This window comes from Nocardia sputorum, from assembly GCF_027924405.1.
GTDB lineage: Bacteria > Actinomycetota > Actinomycetes > Mycobacteriales > Mycobacteriaceae > Nocardia > Nocardia sputorum.
In genome coordinates, this window is sequence record NZ_AP026978.1 from 4,479,855 (window position 1) to 4,502,600 (window position 22,746).

Consider the following 22,746-nt stretch of genomic DNA (forward strand, 5'->3'; position numbering starts at 1 on the left):
GATCGGAGACACTATGCACGCCCTCGTGCAGAGACCGAAGTCAACTCAGCAGGCCGTGTCGGTCCAGCCTCCAAGTCTCGCTCGAGGATGCCCTGAACTTGGCCGCGACTTGAACTGGCTCCATCACTTGCATCACAACATGGGGAATCAAGCGGTCCAACGAATATTGCAAGCGCAGACCGAAGAACCTAATGCCGGATTGACCAGTACCGCAGCACCTCGATTTGGAAATGATTCAAATTGTATCGCCACAGGCCTTCGAACCGCGTATCCTCCGCTGCAAACGAAGCTCAAGGTCAATGCGCCCGGGGATAAATACGAGCAGGAGGCAGACCGCATCTCTGAGAAGTTGATGCGGATGGAGGTTCCCGACCGTACACATGCGACGCCGCCGGCAATTCAGCGGGCCACCACCGGATTCCGGGAGGAACCTGCAGCGACGTATCTCCAACGCCTTTGTACCGACTACGAGGAGGAGGCGCTCGAGCGGAAGGTTGTGTCAAAGTATGCGACTGTGGGTGGGGTTCAGACATTGACTCGAGCCGAAGCCAATGTGAAAGCCGTCAGCGGTGGGTACCCGCTGACCCGCGAGCAACGGGAATTCTTTGAGCCGCGCTTCGGTGTCGACCTCAGCCGCGTGCGAATCCACACCGATTGGTCGGCGGATTCCGCAGCGCGCTCAGTGGGCGCACTAGCCTTCACGCAAAGCAGCGATATCTACTTCCGAAATGACCAATACTCCCCCGATTCCTTTTCGGGGCGAAAACTGCTAGCACACGAGTTGACTCATGTCATACAGCAGGGAGCTGTACCAGAAATTGGGAATCCATCGTCTAATGGGGATAGCATCCAGCAGCGATCCACCGACCCCTCGACGGTCGACCGACAACCCAACGACGAATCCGCGTCAGTCGAATCCGGCGCGTGCTGCGCCTCGTGTGCGAGCGGCCGCCTCTGTGAGGACGACCAGCGGACCGGATTGAAGCGTCCTTCTTCGATCGGCACTACACATGGGGGCGTCCTTCAGCGAGCCTGCGGCCCGGCCGGTATCGGCTCGCCGTCCGGCTGCATAGGATCATCAGAATCGTGGCGAGACGACGCCGTGCCGTATCGGTTCGATGCAGGCTGCGATTCGTTCAGACCGGGTGAACGGGCTCGGCTCGCCGCAGAAGGCGTAGCCGCCGTACAAGCCGGGCGTGTGCTCGCGGTTGATGGATACGCGAGCACCGAAGGCGAATCTTGGTTCAACGTAGACCTCTCCTGCGCGCGTGCTCTGCAGGCCGCGTCCGTTCTCGCTAATGCCGGGGCGAGGGTCGCTGGCGTGTATTCGCATGGGCCTGTCACTGGCGACGCGTATCTGCGGCGGTCGGTCGTGGTCCGATCGACGTCCGATCAGCGCAGGAATCCCCTGCAACTAACCGGGAAACAACTGGCTTCGCCGCAGTTCCCGCAGGTCTGTAGGCCCGCAACCGGAATCGGCAATACCGACTGCGGTACCTACGCGATGGAGAACTGGTGGCTGCCACAGGCCTACGTACATAACGCGACGTGTGCCTGCCAGGAGACTCCGAACGATCCGAAAGCGAACTGCATAAGGAAATTCCTGCAAGACCGGGTGAGCCGGGTCAATCGAGAGAAAAAGGTTGAGGCCGCGCACTGGCTCGGGGCGTTGATGACTGGCCATGTGAGCAAAGGCGCCTACATCAACTATGTCCAACTCAATCTGACACCGATGATTTACCAGGACCACGTCGATGCGTACGGGACATGCTGCTGTCCTGCTGGCCCCGCCCCACTGGCGGCGTGGCGCGGCGTGACTACCATCCCACTGCCTTGCTCGCTCGTCGGATGGTCGATCCGGCAATACGGATCCTGCCACGCTACGCCGGGAAAATGGTGAACCAGCCTGCGAATTGTCCTGCCCCATTGATCATCAGGCAGGGCATCTTGTCCTCGTAGAGGTCGTCGGCTGCGAAGTCGTCGAGGATCAACACGGCGGGCCGGACGAATTCACGCAGCCGTTTGTCCCAGGTCCGGTCGGCGTGACCACCGGCGAGAGGCCAGCAGGCGGCTGGTCTTGGTGAACCGGACCTCGGGGCCTTGACGGCTCGCCAGATGGCCGAGTCCTTGCGCTACATGGGTTTCTCCCTCTCCGACCGGCCCGGTCAAGATGACCGACTCGCCGATGGGCAGCCGTCTCACTGCGGCGAGGTCGCGGATCTCGGCGGCGGGGCAGTTTCGGGCTGGCGGCGATGTCGAACTCCTCCAGGCTGACCTGCTGTTCGAACTGGCCGCGACGGATGCAACGGGCGATCGCTTGGGATTCCCGGCGGGTGATCTGGTCATGGCACAGGACCTGCAGGAACTCAACATGCCCGAGATCGCCGGCGCGGGCCTGGGTAAGTCGGGAGTCCAAGGTCGGCAGCTTCAACGTCCGCAGCGCCTGCTCAAGGGCGGCTTCGACAATCATGCCGACACCTCCTCGCCGCGTTCGTCTGCGCCCCGCTCGATCGTACTCGCCACCGGGCGGTGACTCGCCGTGCATCTCGGCGCACTTGGCTGTCAATTCGCTTATCAAAGCGGAGTGCGTCTTTTCGATTCAGACCGGGCAGTTGAGCGGTACATCCGGTCACCGCGACGGGACTGTCTTCGTCGTCTTGAGACCATTCGCCCCGCGTGTCAAAAGTCCCAACGCCATCCCGGCAAACGCTCGAGTAGCCTCCTACGCTCATCGTCGAGAGCATCCCGACGCATACGTTGTTCACGAACCCAGGCTCCAAGTGGCATGCCTGATTCAACCTGTCCCACAGGAACCCGGGAATGACCCTCCCGGCGAACGTAGTTCACAAGCAAAATGAACGATTGGACCCAGCTGCGGTCCTTTTCTTGACTTCTCACAGATGAGGGGAGGCGGCCGGCAGTCCGCAGTCGCCGCAAATTGACAAGGGCAATATTTGCGTCAACATTACCTGCGGCAATTGCCTGCCGGTACCACCATTCGGCCTCATCGAAATTGTCGAACAAATCAAGAATTATCCCTGTAATGAAGATCTCCTCAGGAGACAATCCCTCGATCTGACGGTGCGCGATAGATGGAATCTCGAGCTCAGAGGATGACAGTGCCGGCGATGCCGCAACGTTATTCGATTGTTGGAACCGATCTTCGACTGTCGCAGCAAGACCAGTGACGGAAAGACTCTGGGTGTTCGGCGTTAAGCCGACTACCTTTTTCAGCTGTTCCTGATCGGACTCCGCAAGATCTACCATCATGGCCCAACTAGCCCAAAGCAAGTCGGGAGCACTCAATCGCGCGGCAGCACCGCCGAATGCGGTGCTGCTCACGAAATCAATCGTTAGCGGCTTCCGCGCCTCAATCGAAGTGGTTGCTCGTTTGACAACCGCGCTGTTTCCAATCATCTCTTCGAGAGATGTAAGAGTCTCTCCGATGTCGGAACTTCCATCTGAACCATAGCTCAAATTCTTACCGTTTCCCGCAAGCTCGACCGATACTATCGGCAAATCTCCCCTCTTGGAGCGCTTCAGGAGAGCGCTGGGAGAAGGGCGCAAATCGACATAAATGTCATGACGGCGCGGGAGCTCATCACCACGGAAGCCGATCCATGCCTCCTTACCGAGTCCGGTCATGTAGATGCGCCCGTCCTCGACCTGCCAAGCAAGTTCTCGCGACCTATTCTGATGGTAACTATTCAGAATCCTGCAAGTTCGAGCGGTGATATTTGGAAGTGCAGTCTGCATAATGGATTGCAGCGCTCTTTGTTCGCCAACGAGATTCAGAGATTTAAACGACTCCAGATTGACACTGCGCCCAACTTGGCGCCAGAAGTCTGTGAGATCCTGCGAAATCGTACCAAGAAGCAACTGTAGCCTATCCGGCGAAAAATTCAATCTAAGGTTCCGGAGCTCTCGAGGGAATTCGTGGGCCGAGCCGCCAGCGGCGACCCACACGGTTTCAAAAATGGATGTCAACTCGGATGCTTCACCGGGAGAAAGCCAGTCATCGATTGCGTTCAGTGCAGATTCAGTCAATTGCCGGTCGGCATCCATTGCGCCCGAAAAACCGCGACTGACCCTGATCGCGGCGTCCTCTGCCGCTTCTGTTTCAAACAGGCCGAGCCCGCCTCGAAGCACCGATGCGGGGAGCAGGTGCCCTCCGGAGTTTCCTGAAATACTGCTCATGCGATCGAATGCTTCGACTTCGGTAACCAACGACTGCGTTGACCGAGCGGTACTCGAAAGTTTTGCCACTCCGGATTCCGCGACGGAATATCCTTCCTCGAACAATTCCGATAGATGAACAAATACGGGCTTCGATTCAGCATGTTCCTGAACATCTTGCTCAATAATCCAAGGGTCCTGAGTGGGCCGAAGGTAGATCGGCCTGATTGCGCCGCTGCCTCGCGATGGCCACTCGACGACTAGATCCGGGATATAAGTATGATTAAAATACTCGGTCTGCACAATTTTTGCAGAAGGATCTGTTGCCAGAAGCGTCTCGGTAACAATCTCCTTGAGGCGCTGAATCGATGCGACAGCATTTTCGATCAGGAAGGCGTCATACAACTTCGCTTCGATCTCTGAAGTCATCTCAAACCCCCTTCCCAATCTTGTACTGAGCGATGACCGACAGATACTCGCGACTCATGGATAGGTGCTCGATCTGCTCCCGGGAGATGACCAAAGGTCTCCAAAGCCTTTTCGAGACCTGCTGGACCACTTCTGGATCCAACCGACTGCTAGCTGCCTCATCCTTGCTCGTAAAGTTGAACTTCCAGTGCTCCCGAGTGCATTCCTCGACTCGTTCCGGGCTCTGAAGCTTCGACCACTCTGTAGAACTGAACGGCGCCCAGGTGAGCCACAAGAAGTGGTCACACCGCTCAGGCGACACACTGAAGGCGCGATAGCATTTCGCGAGGTATTCGCGATACAACGACCGCTGATCCCCCGCATCCCTGTAGTTCTTTACCTCCGCGAGGAACAGCTGATTGTGCACGGCGCCCTCCTGCAGGAGGCCGCCGAGGTCGTAGGAAAAGGTACCGCCCGGTCTTGTGAAGGTCAGCTCAGAGACAGCCACCGGGTCAGGCTGGACCCAGCAGACCTGAGCTCTGGTTGTGCTCTCCAACCATCGTTTAGCCAGCGAAGTTCCCTCTACCCCAGGCATGAAGGAACTCCCCTGACATGGAGGGAAGACTACTTCACGGTTCGCAGCCTTGCGTTCTTGTTCGACATCTCGGAACTCTCGGAGGTACTGAGCAGCAAGAATGCGCACGCTCATCTCGGGCAGCGTTATCGAGACGATTTGGCCAAGCCCCCGGCAAGACGTCGGCGATGGAACCTGACCGGATCGGCCACGGCACGACCCGTATTCGCATTGTTTCTCGGAGGGTGCGGTAGGTAGCGACGACAGCGCGGCGCTGACGCGCGCACTTCCATGACAACCACCGGATCCCGCCACCGAAGGTGGCGATGACCCCGCACCAGATCGCTGGTCCATTGTCGCCGCGTCTGCGGCCCCTGCGCTGTCCTGTCGAACGCCAGGTTCGAGCGATGCCCTCGCTCGGACCTGGCGTTGTTTCGTTTCCGCGAAACGTATTCTGCCATACCTGAATTCGTTACCACCGTGCGCCCGGGGCACTTCTCCGAACCATCCTGCGGCAAGTACAGGGTCTGCCCCCGCTTCCAGGGCGGCGCGGTGTCTGGCGAGTTTCCGATCGATGGCAGCCAGCGACCCGCGGGCCACTTCGAGTGCTGGCGTGTTGTCGGGTTCGGAGGCCTCGAGCATGGAGAGCGAGTGCGCGAGCTGATCGGGGTGGAAGACATCTGCGAGCAATGTGTCGAGGGGCCGCTGGCGGGATGCGCCAACCTGGCGGATTCCAGACTGAGGCGTTGTTCATCCGCTGATGTTCATGCGGGATCGGTGCCTTCACTGCTCTCACGACGCACGATCTGCAGTGTTCTACGGCTACGCTCCTTGGCCTCCGCTTTGGTGATGGGTGTAACCGTCACGTCCGCGGCAATCGGACCGACCTCTGCAACTGTTTGCAGCACACTGCTAGTGCCTCGTCTAAGTAGGTTGCCTCGGTAACCGGGTGTCGGGTTGATCGTGGGCGCGTGTCCGGTGATGCTGCCGGTGGAGGTGGTGTCGGTGGCCCGGAGGCCGGAAGTGTTTGTGCGGGCGGTGACCCCGGAGGAGGGGCGCCGGTTGCAGAAGATCACCAAGACGAGCAAACAGCCGATCAGGACGCGACGAGCGATCGTGGTGATGGCCTCGGCGCAGCGGCAGCCGGTGCCCGCGATCGCGAGGTTGATGCAGGTCAGCGAGGCGTATGTGCGGCAGGTGATCCACGAGTTCAACGAGCGGGGGTTCGACGCGCTGGACCCAAAATGGAGCGCGGGCAGGCCGAAGAAGGTGGATCGGGCGACGCGTGAACGCATCGCCTGCATCGCTCGGTGCTGCCCGCGGGATCTGGGCTGGCCGTTCTCGGTGTGGAGTCTGTCGAAACTGCGAGAAGTGTTGCTCACCAACGGAATCGTTGAGATCAGCCGCGAAACTCTGCGCAAGATCCTCAAAGCCGAGGGGGTGTCGTGGCAAGCGGTCAAGACTTGGAAGGCGGGCACCGATCCGGAGTTCACCGCGAAGATGAACCGCGTCCTGGACCTCTACGACCATCGGCCCACCGATGGGCGGGTGGTCTGTGTGGACGAGTTCGGGCCGCTGAACCTGCAACCCCGCGCTGGTCGTGGCTGGTTCCCGCGACGGATCCCGAGGCGGTTGCGGGCGACCTACCGGCGCACCCAGGGCGTGCGGCACCTGCTCGGTGCTTTGGACCTGTCGACCGGCAAGCTCCACTATCGGATCCGGGACCGTAAACGGTGGCAAGAGTTCCTGTCGTTGCTGAAGTCGCTGCGGGCGCGCTGGCCTGGCGAAAGGCTCTACGTCATCGTCGGCAACTTCTCCCCGCACAAGCGAGCCGAGGTCCGCGCCTGGGCCGCGGTCAACGACGTGGAACTGGTGTTCCTACCGACCTATTCGTCGTGGTTGAACTGGATCGAGTCCGAATTCGCGGCTCTACGCTACTTCGCGTTGAACGGCACCGATCACCGCAGCCACGACGAACAAGACGCCGCGATCGGCGCCTACATCCGCTGGTACAACCAGCACGCCCGACCCAAACGCGACTTCGCCGTCAACTCCAAGATCCGGCACCCTGATTACCTACCGAAGGTTGCTTGACGCGGCACTAGTGCCGCTTCCGGGAAGGTTGATGCTGTAACCGTGCTCGGGGTGGCGGGTTGATCGCGGGCGGGTGAGCGGTGATGCTGCCGGTGGAGGTGGTGCCGGTGGCTCGCGAGCCGGATGTGTTCGTCAGAGCGGTGACGCCGGAGGAGGGCCGGAGGCTGGCTCAGATCGCGCGGCGCAGCAAGCAGCCGGTGCGGATGCGGCGGGCGGTGGTGGTGATGGCGTCGGCGCAGCATCAGCCGGTCGGGTTGATCGCGAAGCTGATGCAGGTGTCGGAATCGTATGTGCGGCAAGTGATCCATGACTTCAACGAGAAGGGTTTCGACGCGCTGGACCCAAAATGGAGAGGGGGCAGACCGGCGAAGACCGATCAGGCGACGCGTGATCGGATCTGTCAGATCGCCCGGTGCTGCCCCCGCGACCTGGGATGGCCGTTTGCGACATGGAGCCTGTCGAAGCTGGCAGAAGTGCTGCGGATCAATAAGATCGCCGACATCAGCCGCGAAACCGTGCGGAAGATCCTCAACGCCGGTGGGGTGTCGTGGCAGGCCACGAAAACGTGGAAGGCTTCGGGCGACCCGGATTTTCAGGCCAAGATGGCGCGGGTGCTCGACCTCTACGACCACCCGCCCGCTGACGGCCGCGTGGTCTGCGTGGACGAGTTCGGGCCGCTGAACCTGCAGCCCCGCCCCGGCCGCGGCTGGTTCACCGTCCGCCGGCCACGCCGGCTGCGCGCGACCTACCGGCGCACCCACGGGGTCCGGCACATGTTCGGTGCCCTGGACCTGTCCTCGGACCAGTTGTACTACCGGATCCGGGACCGGAAACGGTGGACCGAGTTCCTGGCATTCTTGAACTCGCTTCGAGCCCGGTGGCCGGGTGAGACGTTGTATCCGATCTGCGACAACTACTCGGTCCACAAACGGTCCGAGGTCCGGGCATGGTGCGCAGCCAACGCGGTCGAGCTGGTGTTTCTGCCCACGTACTCGTCGTGGCTCAACCGCATCGAGTGCGAGTTCGCCGCGCTGCGGTACTTCGCTCTGAACGGCACCGACCACCGCAGCCACGGCGAACAAGACGACGCGATCGCCACCTACGTCCGCTGGCGCAACCAGCATGCCGAACCCGTCCGCGACTTCGCCGTCGGATCCAAGATCCGGCACCCGGATTACCTACCGAACGTTGCGTGACACAGCACTAGTGCCTCGTCTAAGTAGGTTGCCTCGGTAACCGGGTGTCGGGTTGATCGTGGGCGCGTGTCCGGTGATGCTGCCGGTGGAGGTGGTGTCGGTGGCCCGGAGGCCGGAAGTGTTTGTGCGGGCGGTGACCCCGGAGGAGGGGCGCCGGTTGCAGAAGATCACCAAGACGAGCAAACAGCCGATCAGGACGCGACGAGCGATCGTGGTGATGGCCTCGGCGCAGCGGCAGCCGGTGCCCGCGATCGCGAGGTTGATGCAGGTCAGCGAGGCGTATGTGCGGCAGGTGATCCACGAGTTCAACGAGCGGGGGTTCGACGCGCTGGACCCAAAATGGAGCGCGGGCAGGCCGAAGAAGGTGGATCGGGCGACGCGTGAACGCATCGCCTGCATCGCTCGGTGCTGCCCGCGGGATCTGGGCTGGCCGTTCTCGGTGTGGAGTCTGTCGAAACTGCGAGAAGTGTTGCTCACCAACGGAATCGTTGAGATCAGCCGCGAAACTCTGCGCAAGATCCTCAAAGCCGAGGGGGTGTCGTGGCAAGCGGTCAAGACTTGGAAGGCGGGCACCGATCCGGAGTTCACCGCGAAGATGAACCGCGTCCTGGACCTCTACGACCATCGGCCCACCGATGGGCGGGTGGTCTGTGTGGACGAGTTCGGGCCGCTGAACCTGCAACCCCGCGCTGGTCGTGGCTGGTTCCCGCGACGGATCCCGAGGCGGTTGCGGGCGACCTACCGGCGCACCCAGGGCGTGCGGCACCTGCTCGGTGCTTTGGACCTGTCGACCGGCAAGCTCCACTATCGGATCCGGGACCGTAAACGGTGGCAAGAGTTCCTGTCGTTGCTGAAGTCGCTGCGGGCGCGCTGGCCTGGCGAAAGGCTCTACGTCATCGTCGACAACTTCTCCCCGCACAAGCGAGCCGAGGTGCGCGCCTGGGCCGCGGTCAACGACGTGGAACTGGTGTTCCTACCGACCTATTCGTCGTGGTTGAACTGGATCGAGTCCGAATTCGCGGCTCTACGCTACTTCGCGTTGAACGGCACCGATCACCGCAGCCACGACGAACAAGACGCCGCGATCGGCGCCTACATCCGCTGGTACAACCAGCACGCCCGACCCAAACGCGACTTCGCCGTCAACTCCAAGATCCGGCACCCTGATTACCTACCGAAGGTTGCTTGACGCGGCACTAGCTTGGCGTGTCGTACTGTTTGACAGGATTTGTATGTACTCATCGTCCAGGTTCGCCGCATGGTTCCGTAGCTCGCGCATACGGATCTCTCGTTCGGGCCCGAGCGTGGATACGCGTATTCCCAAATCAAGCAACTTCGGGACCATTCCGAGTCCCTGCGCGATCGCGAGGCCGAGGCCGCCGGTGGCGATGTACGAAATTACCTCGATCCACGGATTGACCATGACGCTGGTCGCAATTCGGAGCTGGGCGTCCGTCCGCTGCCATTCCTTCTGATGCTGTGAGCTTTCTGCGAGTATGCGGGAAAATTCCTCTTCCTGTGTTTCCCCCATCGGAGCCCTCGGAATGTCCCGCATCTCTCGGTGCTTCTCATCAGCATCGCCGAGTATCTCGCTGACCGAGAATCGAACCGTGACCGATACGAGCTGACGCATAACCCTCTGGACCCGATCTACGTCCATCATCGCCGGGCTTTCCCCAAATGCCTTCCGGATGAGCAAGCCGCCGGGAGATTGGTAGGGGTCCAACTTGAAGACATCTGGTTCCCCCACGCCGGAAGCGCGAGAACCTGGACGGTGCGACTCGGAGGACTCTCGACGGAAGGGCACAGCTAATCATAAGCAACTCTGCCCTCCGACTGCGGTATCACACGTATCTTCACGCGTCCGGACCGCCAGTGCAGCTCACGATTAGTTCCAGTATGTGTATCGGGCGGTTTTGGTTGGGCCTTGTTCTCGTATCCGGCCGGTGTGCACGCGGAGACCGTTCAGGGTGAGGGCCGTGGGGTCACAAGACGACACGCAGGAAGTGCGAGCGAGTGCTGAGGTGCCGGAGGAGTGCAAGGCGGTCAGCAGGTTCACCTATGACGTCGCCGAGCAACTGAGGTGGGGGTCAGTGTCGTTGGATCGGAAAGTTCAGGCGCTGTTCGGTAGCTGGACGGGCAGTGCCGCCAAGCGTACCGCGCCGGATGGGGAGGACATGCAGGTCGGCGAACAGAAGCGTGGGACGCACCTACCGACTTGGCGGCAAAGCTTGGTGTCACCTCATCGACGTTTCAGGACCGGGACAACGCGAACACGGTGTCGTTCAGCTCGCTGCAGTCGGACTCAGAACATGTCCGCGAATTCGAGGTTGACCTCGATCACATCGACCAGGCGACCACCCGCGCTGTTGGCCACGAGACTTCTCCGCCGACCATCTCGATCACTTGGTGGGCCGCGTGCAGGAACTGGTGCACACCGAGTAATGGAAGGGTGATGTGGCAATGGCCTACGTCCAGGACAATCGGCACTGGATGGCCGCGGCGCGTGAGGTCCTATGACCCAATCATCATCTTGCGTTAGAGCAGTTCGATCTGACCGGGTTCGGGCAGCGTGTGTGGGCGTTCGTCCGTATACCAGGCGTACTCGATTCCACTGAGCCAGCCGTTCTCGACCCATAAGATGACCTCGCCGATCGGTGTTCCGTTGCGGTCGGTGACCGCTCCGCTGGCGAAGATCCCGTCGGGTGAACCGGATGCTTGCACCGCACCGGGCCGCACCGCCAGATCGACACTAGGTGAACCGACACCCCACGTTGCGACGACCTGCGAATACGGCACCTGCGCCAGATACTCGGAGGCGCCGGGGGCGTTCGACGACAGCAGCTTGGTGACGACGCTGGTTTCGAGGTCGGTCAACGCTCGCGGCGGAATCGGTGTACTACTCATCAATCTCCTCGGTTCTCGCGCTACATCATGGAATGTATGCGGTGCCGATTTTGAAGACACCGTCGATCATTGCGCCGCGAATATGGACGGTTTGGCCGTTGATTGTGCGCACCAAAGGATTCGAGCCATTATATACGCCGTCCGGAACGCCTTGAACGCTCTCGATGATCTTCGTCATCGTCGCTTCTTCGCCACCCAGTGACTTCACCAGTCCATCCAGTTTGTGTTTCGGCACGAAGACATGCTCCATTGCCTCTTTGTCGAGCGCGTAATCCAGCGAGCTCTTCAGCTTGTCGCGCGCGATCCTGGCGATATCGGCGGTGCGCTGTGCGAGGAGGTCGGCGATGCGCTGGAGCTCGGCTCGCCTGGCTGCGAGGTCGTCGCCGGTTTCGGTGACTTTGTCGACGAATTTGGCCGCGCGTTTGGCGGCCACCACGCGGTCGACATACTTTTTCATCTTCACCGCGAGCTTGCCCGCTTTGGCCGCGGCGATTGCGGCCGCGCCGAATCCCGCCGTCAACGCGCCGGCGATCACACCGATGACAACGGTCTCGGCGACCTCCTGAGCGAGGTCCTTGGCGAGATCGACCAGCAGCTGGCCCAGTTGCGTACGGAACTCCAGGATCGCAGAGCGGTGGGCGCGACAGGATTGCGCGAGATCTTTGTAGAGGGTGAGCACACCCTCGGCGGACTTCTTCAGCTCCCGGATGTCCTCATCGACATACGCGGCGTCGGGAGCGGTCTCATTCTCGAATGTCTTCGCCAGCTGGTCCAGCAGGGCCGGCAGGTTGCCCACGCCCGATTCGGAGGCGAGTTTGTCCCACGCCTCAGCGGCAGTCTGCAGATCGTGCGGTTCCCCGTCGGGCATCGAAACGCCGAAATCCTCGAGCGCCGACACCGCGAAACCGACATCGTCGAACAGGCCACTACCCGGCCCGCCTGCCGAGGGCGGCGGCACGAGACAGACTGACCAGGCCGGCGACAACGGTGCTGGTTGTCCCGGTTCCGGTCGGCCGGTGCCGGCAACGTAATCGGCGAGCGCGTGGTTGTAGCCGAGCTGGTTCAGGATCCCGGCGTAGTTGCCCATTGCGGTGACGAGCAGCTCGGTCATACTCATCGCCGTGGTGACGGTCGAATCGTAGGACGTGGCCCATGCCTTGGATTCGCCCACATTTCCGCCCATATTGGCGGTCTCGCTCAGCGCGGCGATCTGTGCGGAGAATGCCCGCTGGAACGCGGTTGCGTACGAATACAGTGACGCGCCAGCCGAGGAATACACCGCGGGATCGACTACCAAGGTCGTCATCAGGTGTTACGACCTGCCCAGCATCGAAAGATTCGCGGAGATCGCCGCCGTGTACCGGTCGTGGGCGTCCCGGACAGCCTGGCGCATGGTGTCGATGCCTTCGGCGACATCGGTTGCCCCGGTGTGCCATTCCCGGAAAGCATCGGCCTGGGCGTCCGCGGCGGCACCGCTCCAGTTCTGCTGGACGGCTGAGATGCGCTGCTGCAATCCGTCGAGGCTGTCGTTGAGGAATCCGATGAAACCCGAGATTCGGGCGACAATCTGTTCCAGCTCGTCAAGGTCGACGCGATAGGGCTGAGCGTTGTCGACCATCACAACTCCGGAAGGTCCAGCGACCCGGTGAGCGTAACGGTGGTATCCGCCCGCGCCCGGTCCTGATCGTCGAGGGTCTTGCTCGTGACACCGAGCAGTTCGGCCATGTCGGCCAAGGCGTCGAGAATGGTATCCGCGCCTTGCTTGGCTTCGATCCACCCCGCGCTGAACGAGTCGGCAGAGGTGCCACGCCAATTGGAGAGCAGCGCTGCGATGTCCGTGTCGAGCGAAGTCAGGCCGTTGATGAGGGACTCGGCGACCTGCTGAACGTACCGACCTGCATCGGTGACTTCATCGGGCACCAGCGCGAAGTCGTTGGTGGTCGAGCCAGGTTGGCCAGTCATGCAGCAATCCTTGAACGTCGGTGCGGATCACGAGGTTGGACGCAGGTGGGTTCTATCTGGTTCCTCGGTGGAATGGTGCCGTCAGTCACAGTCTGGGGGCGGACCGGCATAGGTTCGGTCAACGGTGTTCGCGATACTCTCATGCCGCCCTGTCTCCTTGTCGAATAGGTGCTCGCGTCGGGTCACGACCTGGGTTGCGCCCACGGGGAAGAGTTCGGCGATGTGCGAAGAAGCGAACTCTATTCCAGCGTAGAGGGTTTCATCCCTCGGGCGCGGTGCGAGCAACTGCTGACCGGGTCGGGCTCGGTCGTAGTGCCGCCATCCGGAGCGCTGGATGCGACCGGTCTACTTGGCGAATGAGCCGATGCCAGCCAGAACTCAATCAGCCCTCCTGAGCGGAGAGCGCTCAGCACTTGACGCACGGTCGGCAGACTCACCCGGAATGGGGGTGTCGTATTAGCTTGAGTTTCAACGTTTCGGGTCGTAGCTGGTGTCGTCGACTGCCTCCGGTTGATCATGGGCACCGAGACCCGAGGTGGCGTTCGCCGGATACTCGGCAGCAGCAGTCCAGGCCCCCTCGTCGAACGCCGCGCCGGCGTCACAGGGCGACCCGGTCGTCGGCTCGGACCGCCTTCGGTGTTGGGGTGGCTATCGATACAGCACCCCTTCGACCCGGTCGAACACGGCAGTCATGGCACTTACGCCAGGGTCAGTACCTGTCGTCGACGAACCGCGTGTGCGCAGTGGCGACTCCCCCTCCCGGCACGATTACCCATGCCACCCGACGACTCCGCCATCCAACCCGTACACACGACCCGCCGAATCCCGGAAACGTAGAGAGACCACAGTGATATTTGCCAGACAGTAGCTGCGGTGCAGGATTCGTCGGCGTGTCTTGTCGGCGACACGCTGACGAGCGAAGCCGCTTCCAATGCGGCCGGATCGCTCCGACGTCGAGCAGCCGATTCGATCCATCTCACCGAAATCTCACACTTTCGATGCGAAATGTCCGGATCCGATGGGACGTGTCCAGCGCCAGGCTTCTGCGAAGCATGCCCTTGACCAGGCTTGATGAGGAGCGTCGGGATCGGCTGGGGAGACTTGAACCTGTGTCAAGTGGTCGCAGGTTCAAATCCTGTCAGCCCGACACAGAAAACCCCTTCCGACCAGCGTCGGAAGGGGTTTTCTCGTTCATCGACATACGGCCGGATTCGACCCGAGCCAGTCAGAATCTCCTACTTCGCCCTCGTCGCCGCGAGCCCAGCGTTCCGGGACGTCCCGATTGTCCGGAACGGTCTCTGGCACATCGATGTAGTGCGTCTTGGCCACCGCGCGGGTGTTGCCGAGCTGGCGGGCGGCGCGTTCGGGATCGCCGTAGGCGTGGTCGACCGCGGTGGCCGCGCCTTTGCGGAACGTACGCGGGGTCACCCACGCGAAGTTCTCCCCGCGTGCCGCGCGCCAGATGCGGCCGAAATGGTTCGGGTTGCGCAGCGACGCGTTTCGAGCCGGAAACAGCAATCCCATCGGGTTGGGACGGTCACCGACTTCCAGGTCCTTGACCGCCTCGCGGACCGCCTCGACGGTGTGGGCGGGCAGCAGGATGCGCCGCCACCCGTTGTCGGACTTCGGAGCGGGTTTGCGCACCCACTTGCCCTTCACCTCGACCAAGGTGCCGGTGACGTCGAGGTAGGGCTCCGGCGCGTCGAGATGGATGTCCCCGAGCAGCAGCGCGAACACCTCATGCGGGCGCATGCCGGTGCCGGTGATCACGTCGACCACCCACACCACCGTCCAGTCCCGCGGCGGACCACAGGTGTAGGCCGGAGTGCCGGGAATCGCCTCCCCATTGGCCCACGCCCGAACCTGGGCCCGGAAGGCGGGCAGAGCGCCCTGGTCCTGCACCTTGCCGCGAGCAGGGTTGCGCCGCCGCGGTGGCCCCGCCGACGCGATCGAGTTGGTCTTGCTCCTTGGCCAGCAAGTCGCTGAGTCGGTAGCGTCGGTATCGGCCCCATCCGCGCATACCGCGGGCCGCGACCAGCGGATGCCCACGACGCCAAGGTCTCGAGCGGAATCTTCAACCGCGCCGATACTTCCCGCGTACTCAACCAGACATCGTCATCCGCGGATACGGGATCGGTCTGGGAACCCGCACTGCCACTGGCAGTTGGCCGCGATGGTGTGGGACGGGATGTCGGAGGCTTTCCGGACATGACGAGGCACCTCTTTCTCCAGTCGCCTGGCAGCAGACGCACCCGACAGCCATTAAACCCTCGACCGATCGCTGATGCCACGACCAACCGCCTGGACGCAGTTCGAACCTCGTGCAGCACAATTCTTTCACCGCAGCATGGCAGCCGAAGCGCTGTCACTAGTACGCCGGCCATGATCGCGCCCAGTGACGTGACCGCGACCCCACCCCGGGCAACGAGCCACCCCACTGCAAGGCGTGGCGGCTCGGACCGATCAACTTCGCGTTGCGAACAGCCGGGCATTGCGCGAAATCCCCCTCCTTCCCACGTAGGCCAATGCAATCGGGTTGCGCTCAATGGAGTTGCGAACAGCAGGCGCGGGAGGGCCGGACCGTGTTCTCCGCCGACTGCACCCTGGCCCTGATGAGGAGGTGCCTCCCAATCGGCTTGGATCCCCGCCGCCTGAGTCGAGCAACGGACATCCTGTAATTCCGCACCCAAGCCTCCACGCCGATATGCTCCTCCACGCGGTGATGCAGTGATCCCTTCAGCCCAAGATCGTTTTGCGACAACCGCCCAAGGGTGCTCGAACCGAGACGAATCAATCAGCTGAGCTTCTCCGATCCTGTTGCACGCTTCGGCGCCGTCGAGACTCTTCTTGGACATGAGCGCACTGGGGTGGGCGGGCCTACTGCTGGCAGAGGCCGCCGGAAACGCCCTAGCTGTCCTTGGCACAGTCTCTCGACGATCCTGTCCCTCCGCAGGATGCTCTCGGTCACGGCGCCGTCCTGTACGCGCGGCTCACGAAACCGTCGGGGCGGACCAGCACCGTCCCGTACGGCCAGCCGTCCACGAGGTACACCGGAACGTCAGCCTTCACGCCGGGATCGGCCGTGAATACGCACCACTGCGATCCGACGAGATCCAGCGTGGACACTCCGTCGGCCACCCACATGTGCGGTAGGCGCGATCCCGGGGACCCGTCGAGGTCGAGGGCGACGTCCTCGGTGGAGGGCAGTTCCGCGCCGCCGTACCGGTAGCCCAGGTGTACCACCGGCGCGTTGATCGCCCCCGCCGCCTTGCGTGCCGGTGCCATGTCCTTTCCCCAGTGCAGGGACGGATCGTTGAACCGCAAGCGCGCCTGCTCCATCGTCATGAGGGCCACGGGATGCCGTTCGTCGTGATAGGTCTCCAGCAGTTCGGGCCCGGCCGCACCGCGCAGCACGTGCGCAAGTTTCCACGCCAGATTGTGCGCGTCGGCGATGCCGGCGTTCAGCCCGAACGCGCCCAGCGGGGGGATCGCGTGCGCCGCGTCGCCCACCAGGAAGACCCGCCCGACCGACAGGCGATCGGCCACCTGGCCGCGCCCCCGGAACCTCAGCACACTGCGGATCTCCACCTCGATCGACGGGTCGCCGAGCGCGGTGCGGATGAGTTCGGGAGTCGGCTCGGTGTCGAGGACGGTGAGGAACACCCACTCACGTTCGCCGTCGACGGTCACCAGCAGGCCGGTCGCATCCGGATGTTCGATATCGCACATGGCGAACGGCTCGCTCGGACGCAGATCAGCGTGGAACAGGACGCTCGTCGTCTCCCGACCCATCACACCGGGGCCAGTGAGGCCGACGCCGAGGACCTTACGGACCCGGCTGCGCACCCCGTCCGCCGCCACCAGATAGCGCGCCCGCACGACCCGCCCGTCGGACAGGGTCGCGGTGACGCCGCTGGCGTCCTGGTCGAACGACTCGAGCGCCACGCCGAACTCCACGTCGCCGGCCTTGGTGATCAGCACCCGGTCGAGCAGGTTCTGTCCGCAAGTGCCGCGGATCCGGGCCGGTGTGTAGGTGAGCTCGGCCGCGGTTTTCGCCTTCCACGCCATGCCTTCGGCGAAGTCGGCCTCGGCGAGCGTGCGCCCTTTGATCTTCCCCGCCCGCAAATCGACCGCCGCCTCGTCGACCGCGTGGTCCAGGCCGACCTCGCGCAGGATCTCCATCGACCGCGACCCGATGCCGGTGGCCCTGGGGTGGTGCGACAACTCCGGCTTCGCCTCGACGACCAGGGGCTTGACGCCGTGGTGGCGCAACAGAACCGCCAGCATCAGCCCGACGGATCCGCCGCCCGCGATCAGAACATCAGTGGATACAGTGTGCCCGCTCATGGGCACACTGTATCCACTTCGGTAGACTCCTGTCCATGTCGCTTATCTGGGAACGTGAGCCGTACCGGTCGAAAAGGCAGGCACTGAGCGTGGAGCGCATCGTTGATGCGTCCGTGGCCATCGCCGATGCCGAGGGGATCGACGCGGTATCGATGCGCCGCGTGGCCGCCGAACTGTCGACCGGTACGACGTCGCTCTACCGCTACGTCGACAGCCGCGACGACCTGCTCGACCTCATGGTCGATGCGGTACACGACGACCACGTGCCGCTGACGGGAGACTGGCGCGCCGACCTCGAAGCGTACGCCCACCACGAGCGCCGGTTGTGGTTGCGGCACACCTGGCTCGCTCCGCTGCTGGCCACCCGCCCATCGCTCGGCCCCAACTGGCTGCGCGGCCTGGAACACGCCCTCGCCGCGGCCACGCCGCTGACCTCCGACATCGCTGAAGCGGCCTCGGCCGTCGGGCTGATCAGGGACTACGTGCGCGGCGCGGTCATGCGCGAGCTCGCCGAGAAGCAGACCCAGCAGCGCACCGGTCAGACCGAGGACCAGTGGCGCGCCGCCGTCGCCCCCTACATGCGCAAGGTCATCGAGAGCGGCGCGTATCCGATGGTTTCGCGCATGATCGAATCCGCCGACCTGAGCCCGGCCGAACAGTTCTCGTCCGGGTTGCGCCGCATCCTCACCGGGATCGCGAACTCTCAGCAGACGGCACGGTGATCACGAACGAACCGAGGCCGGCCCCATCCGAACAGGGAACCCGTATCGATGCGGGCCTGGCGGGACACCACCGGCGGTGTCCGGTGACGCGGCCACGTGGTGAGCAGTGGATCAGCGTGCCCGTGGAAGTGGCCGCGAAGCCGGACCAGCAGTCGACGTCATGTCACTGCGGCGGGAGGTCCGCAGTCAGCCGGTTCACGAGAAAGGCGATGATCTCGTCGCAGACCGCGGCGGTCGGCTCCCCCGCTGTATCGACCAGATGCGCGGTGACCACACTGTGCGGGCAGCCGACGATCTGTGAGAAGAACGGCGGCGGAGAGGGATTCGCCGCGTCGGCGGGCAGCACTCGCGGCTCGAAGCGCGGGCCGAGCGCTGCGGCATAGGCAGCGATACGCCCCGGCCCCGAACCGCGAACCGCCCGCGTTACCGCGCTCGCTGCGACTGCGCCGTCCAGGCGGCGACCTGCGCTCGTGACGAGAAGCCGAGTTTTGCGAGGATGTTTTCGAGATGCCGGTCGACGGTGCGCGGCGATACGACGAGCCGTTCCGCGATCTGCCGGTTGCTGAGGCCCTGCGCGACGAGTTCGGCCACCTGCTGCTCGCGTGCGGTCAGTACGGTGTCGTCCCGCTCCGCCGGTTCGGCGGCACACTCGTGACGGGCGAGTGTGTAGGTGATCGCCTGGTCGTGATCGAGGGCTTCCCCGCGGGCGCGTTCGGCCCGCAGCACCGCCCCGGGCAGGGCCGCGCCGGTGGTTCGCACGCAGGTGTCATGCGGCGTTCCCATGTGGGGCCCGAACGCCGTGATCGAGGTACCGATTCGCCGCCATTCGGATCCGACCGCGCCCAGCAGCCGCGCCGCACGCCGGTATTCCCCGCGCGCGGCGGCTATCCAGGCCATCAGCTCGATCATCAGCGACGTGGCCACGCGGTCGTTGAATCCGGTCTGGATCTCCAGTGCCGCGCAGGTCGTGGCAACCGCCTTGCCGTACTGGCCGTGGACATACTGGTCGAAGCCGAGGGCCCACAGGGCCAACGATTTGCTCCATTGTTCGCCGCACATGTCGGCCAGCGCGATCGCCTGCCGGGCCGTCTCCGGTGCTCTGTCGTCACGGCTGTGTGCTTGCGCCATGGCGAGCTGGAACAGGGTCAGCCGCGCCACATCGTCATCGTCGGGGAAATCGGCGAGGACGCGTTCGAAGATCGCTATGGACTCCGCCAGGCGGCCCCGGAACAGCTCTGAGGTGCCGCGCAGAGTGTTCGCCCAGGCAATGGCACGGCGGTCGCCCACGGCGGCGGCACGGGCTACGCACTCGTCGAGTGCCCGGTCGGCCTGGTCGCGGTCGCCTTGTAGCAGCATCACCCAGGCCGCGACCCATAGCGCCGGGATCCGGCCGGGGCTGTTCTGGTCGGCGCAGCGCAGCGCTCGCTCGACCCACCGCCGTCCGTCGCCGAGGAATCCATCGGCGCACCAGTGGTAGCGCAGCGCGGTGACCAGAGCCAGCGCCTCGCGTGCGGCGGCCGGCTCGTTGGTCGCCCAGTCGAGCGCCGCTTGGAGGTTGCCGTGCTCCGCGCGCAACTCCGCCACGCCGGCCGCCTGTCCGGGCCCGTTCCATGCCTCGGCGCACCGTTCGGCGAGTGCGAGATAGTAGTCGCAATGCCGCTTATGCAGGGCCTCGGTCTCACCCAGCTCGCGCAGCCGGTGCCATCCGTACTCCCGGATCGTTTCCAGCATCCGGTACCGAGGCAGGCCGTCGGTCGGGGCGAGCACCACGATCGACTGCGCGACCAAATGGTCGATCAGGTCCAGAATCTGTTCGCGCGGCAGGTCGGGACCAGCACAAACGCCCTCGGCGGCGGCGAGGGTGAATCCTCCGGCGAACACCGACAGGCGCGCCCACAGCATCCGCTCCGCGGGCCGGCACAGCCCGTAGCTCCAATCGATCAGCGCTCGCAGTGTCCGCTGCCGTGGCGCCGCGGCCTGCGTGTCGGTGGTCAGCAGGGTGAACCGGTCATCGAGTCGCTCCAGGAGTCCCTTCATCGTCAGTGACCGCAGCCGGGCGGCAGCGAGTTCGATAGCGAGCGGGATCCCGTCCAGTCGGTGGCACACCCGCGTGACCGCGTCCATGTCGCGCTCGGTGACCGTGAGTTCCGGGCGCACTGCTCGGGCACGTTCCAACAGCAGCGTCGGCGCTTCGAAAGCGGTCAGTGCCGTCGGCGTGATCGTCGTGTCCGAGGTAGGCATCGACAGCGGCAGCACGGGATACACGTGCTCGCCCACGACCCCGAGCGCCTCCCGGCTGGTGGTCAGAATCCGCAGCCCGGCGCAGGATCGGAGCAGGCGCTCGCACAGCGCACCGGCCGTTTCCACCAGGTGTTCGCAGTTGTCCAGCATGAGTAACGCGTGCAGGTCGGCCAGGTGGTCGATGAGCTGCTCCTCGGCGCCGCGGTTCGACAGGTCGACTATTCCCAGGCTGTTCATCACCGCCCGCGCCAGCAGTTCCGCGTCGCCCACGTCGGCCAGGTCTACCAGCCACACCCCGTCGGCAAACGACTGGCGGGATGCGGCGGCGACCTCGGTGGCCAATCGTGTCTTTCCGACGCCGCCCACACCGGTGAGCGTGACCAGCCGTGCGGTCGCGAGCAGTTCCCGGACTTTGCGGAGTTCACGCTGCCGCCCGACGAAGCTGGTGATCGGAAACGGCACGTTGCCGATCACGCGAGCAGGCTTGCGACGCGCCATGAAACCAATCTAGTCGCCGCGAAGACTCGCCTGGGAATTACTCGGCTCCCATCTCCCCCCTCGGGCCGTTTCCACCGGGCAAGAGCCAAGCGGCCACGGCTCGCCAATCGGCCGGAGTCAGTCCCGCACCGGCACGTTCCCCCATGACACAGTGCAAATGCAGACGTAGATATCTATCAGTTTTCGACAGCAATGCCTCTCGGCATCGCGGGCAATATATCTCGGTCATGCCGTCAACAATTCGAGCGTGCTTTACAGGTTATTGTCTGTCTAGAGGTTCACACCGTTGGGAACCGCCGTCGGCGCCGTTGCCGGGCAGCGGGGATCGGGGATCGGGTATCCCGCACCTCGGGACAGACGAATTCCGGAGTCGGCAGCGTTGAAACACACTCCGGACGATGGGCCGGTGGACCGGCGATCTGAGCTCTCAACGGCCGGGCTGCCGAGGTCGTATTCGCTTCCTTCATCGGAAGGACCGCGGATTCGGCGAAGTGATTTCGTTCCAGAAATCGTGGCGTACCGCGTCCCACAGCGTCGCCAGTTCCGGACGGAGTTCTCGCGCTCGCGCGAGATCCGGGTACTCGTCCGTTCCGAAGGAGACGACCGCCAAGGTGTCCGAGGTGTCGTGCACCGCGACGACGGAGATCAGATGGTCCCAGGACAGTAACCACGTCGCGCACAGTCCGTCGATTTCGCTTCGACGCACCCTGATCATCTCCGACCACCCTTGTCGCACACGCGGCTCGTAGCTCTTTCGATCACTGCCGACGCGCCGCCGCCGGGTGACGTGCGACCAGGGCTCCGTCGGCGATCCGACATTCAGGCTTCTTTCCACGTCTGTTGTCACGGTCGACCTCCTCTTCGCGAATGACGGCAGTCAGCATCACAGCTGCGCCCACGCACCGACATGCGTGAACACACCCACTTACGCACCCATATCCGCTGCTCGTGGGCCTGGGAGGTCACCGGGCGTCAGGGCCGGTCCACGGCGGTTCCCGCTGATCGGTGGGTTCCCGCAGATTGGGTTTTGCGCCGCCGCGCACTGCTGTTCTTCAGCATGATGCTCGTCCATTTCCGGCACAGGTGGATGACAGGCCTAGGGTGATGACGGCGTCATCACTCTGTCATCAGCCACCGAACGGTGCATCTACCCCCTCGCCGAGCAACCCCATGGACGGTGAGTTCGATGCGTCCCGGTTGGGCGCATACCTCCAGTCGCATCCAGTTGGGTACCGACCCTCTGGTTCCGCGCCAGCACACAGGGTCAGATTTCAGCTGACATTGAAACCCGCGTGCGTTGCGGACCTCTACATCAATCGCTTAGTCGCTCAGCACTCCGCGCTCATCCCGCGGGCGCGGCGAGCACATCTTCCGCGTCAACGACGATCCCGCCGACCGGGAGTCCTCCCCGCGCGCGGGAGCATGGACGCCCAGTTCCGCGACGTGCTGGGCGATGGGCCTCATCCCACGAGCGCGGGGAGCACGGTGTCGTTCGATCTCTCGTACGACGGTGTGCAGGGTTCATCCCCGCGGGCGCGGGGAGCACTACGACGGGCACACGGTTCGCCTTGGCGATCTGGGTTCATCCCCGCGGGCGCGGGGAGCACACTTGTTGACCAGC

Annotated in this window: 19 protein-coding genes; 6 read left to right on the plus strand and 13 right to left on the minus strand. The window is 63.6% G+C overall.

Going from position 1 to position 22,746, the window contains the following annotated elements:
* The first annotated feature begins 139 nt into the window (after nt 1–139).
* Nucleotides 140–1,900: an eCIS core domain-containing protein gene (locus QMG86_RS20135; RefSeq protein WP_281874046.1), complete on the plus strand. Its 1,761-nt coding sequence runs from the start codon at nt 140–142 to the stop codon at nt 1,898–1,900.
* A gap of 110 nt (nt 1,901–2,010) precedes the next feature.
* On the opposite strand, the gene QMG86_RS20140 is transcribed toward QMG86_RS20135, so the two are convergent.
* A complete protein-coding gene (locus QMG86_RS20140; RefSeq protein ID WP_281874047.1) occupies nt 2,011–2,202 on the minus strand; it encodes an ATP-binding protein in 192 nt (63 codons plus the stop codon).
* Here QMG86_RS20140 and QMG86_RS20145 point away from each other — a divergent pair.
* Nucleotides 2,171–2,533, plus strand: a complete 363-nt coding sequence (locus QMG86_RS20145; protein ID WP_281881290.1) for a hypothetical protein — start codon at nt 2,171–2,173, stop codon at nt 2,531–2,533. The two genes, QMG86_RS20140 and QMG86_RS20145, sit on opposite strands and share 32 nt — an antisense overlap.
* A gap of 146 nt (nt 2,534–2,679) precedes the next feature.
* Here the strand turns inward: QMG86_RS20145 and QMG86_RS20150 are convergent, their stop codons facing one another.
* Both QMG86_RS20150 and QMG86_RS20155 read right to left on the minus strand, forming a co-directional pair.
* Complete coding sequence (locus QMG86_RS20150) at nt 2,680–4,605, minus strand: helicase associated domain-containing protein (protein WP_281874049.1); 1,926 nt, start codon at nt 4,603–4,605, stop codon at nt 2,680–2,682.
* A 1-nt stretch (nt 4,606) separates the two neighbouring features.
* Nucleotides 4,607–5,293, minus strand: a complete 687-nt coding sequence (locus QMG86_RS20155) for a hypothetical protein (protein ID WP_281874050.1) — start codon at nt 5,291–5,293, stop codon at nt 4,607–4,609.
* Nucleotides 5,294–6,121: 828 nt separating this feature from the next.
* Here QMG86_RS20155 and QMG86_RS20160 point away from each other — a divergent pair.
* The 3 genes from QMG86_RS20160 (at nt 6,122) to QMG86_RS20170 (ending at nt 9,637) form a co-directional block, all read left to right on the plus strand.
* The gene (locus tag QMG86_RS20160; protein ID WP_281874052.1) at nt 6,122–7,252 is read left to right on the plus strand and encodes an IS630 family transposase; all 1,131 of its coding nucleotides are present in this window, start codon (nt 6,122–6,124) and stop codon (nt 7,250–7,252) included.
* A gap of 83 nt (nt 7,253–7,335) precedes the next feature.
* On the plus strand, nt 7,336–8,448 hold the full coding sequence (locus QMG86_RS20165; protein WP_281874054.1) for an IS630 family transposase: 1,113 nt from the start codon (nt 7,336–7,338) through the stop codon (nt 8,446–8,448).
* A 58-nt stretch (nt 8,449–8,506) separates the two neighbouring features.
* Nucleotides 8,507–9,637 carry an IS630 family transposase gene (locus QMG86_RS20170; RefSeq protein WP_281873679.1) on the plus strand — a complete coding sequence of 377 codons (1,131 nt, stop codon included), beginning with the start codon at nt 8,507–8,509 and terminating at the stop codon, nt 9,635–9,637.
* On the opposite strand, the gene QMG86_RS20175 is transcribed toward QMG86_RS20170, so the two are convergent.
* The 7 genes from QMG86_RS20175 to QMG86_RS20205 all read right to left on the minus strand — a co-directional run bounded on the left by QMG86_RS20175 (nt 9,620) and on the right by QMG86_RS20205 (nt 17,664).
* Complete coding sequence (locus QMG86_RS20175; RefSeq protein ID WP_281874056.1) at nt 9,620–10,174, minus strand: hypothetical protein; 555 nt, start codon at nt 10,172–10,174, stop codon at nt 9,620–9,622. The genes QMG86_RS20170 and QMG86_RS20175 overlap by 18 nt on opposite strands.
* Before the next feature lie 812 nt (nt 10,175–10,986).
* Nucleotides 10,987–11,355: a hypothetical protein gene (locus QMG86_RS20180; RefSeq protein WP_281874058.1), complete on the minus strand. Its 369-nt coding sequence runs from the start codon at nt 11,353–11,355 to the stop codon at nt 10,987–10,989.
* 25 nt (nt 11,356–11,380) lie between these two features.
* Nucleotides 11,381–12,661 (minus strand): hypothetical protein, encoded by a 1,281-nt coding sequence (locus tag QMG86_RS20185; protein WP_281874060.1) that lies wholly within the window; start codon nt 12,659–12,661, stop codon nt 11,381–11,383.
* Between the two features lie 6 nt (nt 12,662–12,667).
* A complete protein-coding gene (locus QMG86_RS20190; RefSeq protein WP_281874062.1) occupies nt 12,668–12,973 on the minus strand; it encodes a WXG100 family type VII secretion target in 306 nt (101 codons plus the stop codon).
* Entirely contained in the window at nt 12,973–13,317 is a 345-nt protein-coding gene (locus QMG86_RS20195; protein WP_281874065.1) for a WXG100 family type VII secretion target, read from the minus strand. The genes QMG86_RS20190 and QMG86_RS20195 overlap by 1 nt, the downstream gene beginning before the upstream one ends.
* A gap of 1,191 nt (nt 13,318–14,508) precedes the next feature.
* On the minus strand, nt 14,509–15,366 hold the full coding sequence (locus tag QMG86_RS20200) for a tyrosine-type recombinase/integrase (protein ID WP_281874067.1): 858 nt from the start codon (nt 15,364–15,366) through the stop codon (nt 14,509–14,511).
* 915 nt (nt 15,367–16,281) lie between these two features.
* Nucleotides 16,282–17,664, minus strand: a complete 1,383-nt coding sequence (locus QMG86_RS20205; protein WP_281874068.1) for an FAD-dependent monooxygenase — start codon at nt 17,662–17,664, stop codon at nt 16,282–16,284.
* Between the two features lie 35 nt (nt 17,665–17,699).
* On the opposite strand from QMG86_RS20205, the gene QMG86_RS20210 reads away from it, so the two are divergent.
* Nucleotides 17,700–18,386 carry a TetR/AcrR family transcriptional regulator gene (locus tag QMG86_RS20210; RefSeq protein ID WP_281874071.1) on the plus strand — a complete coding sequence of 229 codons (687 nt, stop codon included), beginning with the start codon at nt 17,700–17,702 and terminating at the stop codon, nt 18,384–18,386.
* Between the two features lie 163 nt (nt 18,387–18,549).
* On the opposite strand, the gene QMG86_RS20215 is transcribed toward QMG86_RS20210, so the two are convergent.
* The 3 genes from QMG86_RS20215 to QMG86_RS20225 all read right to left on the minus strand — a co-directional run bounded on the left by QMG86_RS20215 (nt 18,550) and on the right by QMG86_RS20225 (nt 21,840).
* Complete coding sequence (locus tag QMG86_RS20215) at nt 18,550–18,732, minus strand: hypothetical protein (protein WP_281874073.1); 183 nt, start codon at nt 18,730–18,732, stop codon at nt 18,550–18,552.
* Between the two features lie 77 nt (nt 18,733–18,809).
* Nucleotides 18,810–21,125, minus strand: a complete 2,316-nt coding sequence (locus QMG86_RS20220) for an ATP-binding protein (protein ID WP_281874074.1) — start codon at nt 21,123–21,125, stop codon at nt 18,810–18,812.
* 463 nt (nt 21,126–21,588) lie between these two features.
* Nucleotides 21,589–21,840: a hypothetical protein gene (locus QMG86_RS20225; protein WP_281874075.1), complete on the minus strand. Its 252-nt coding sequence runs from the start codon at nt 21,838–21,840 to the stop codon at nt 21,589–21,591.
* Nucleotides 21,841–22,746: the final 906 nt, after the last annotated feature.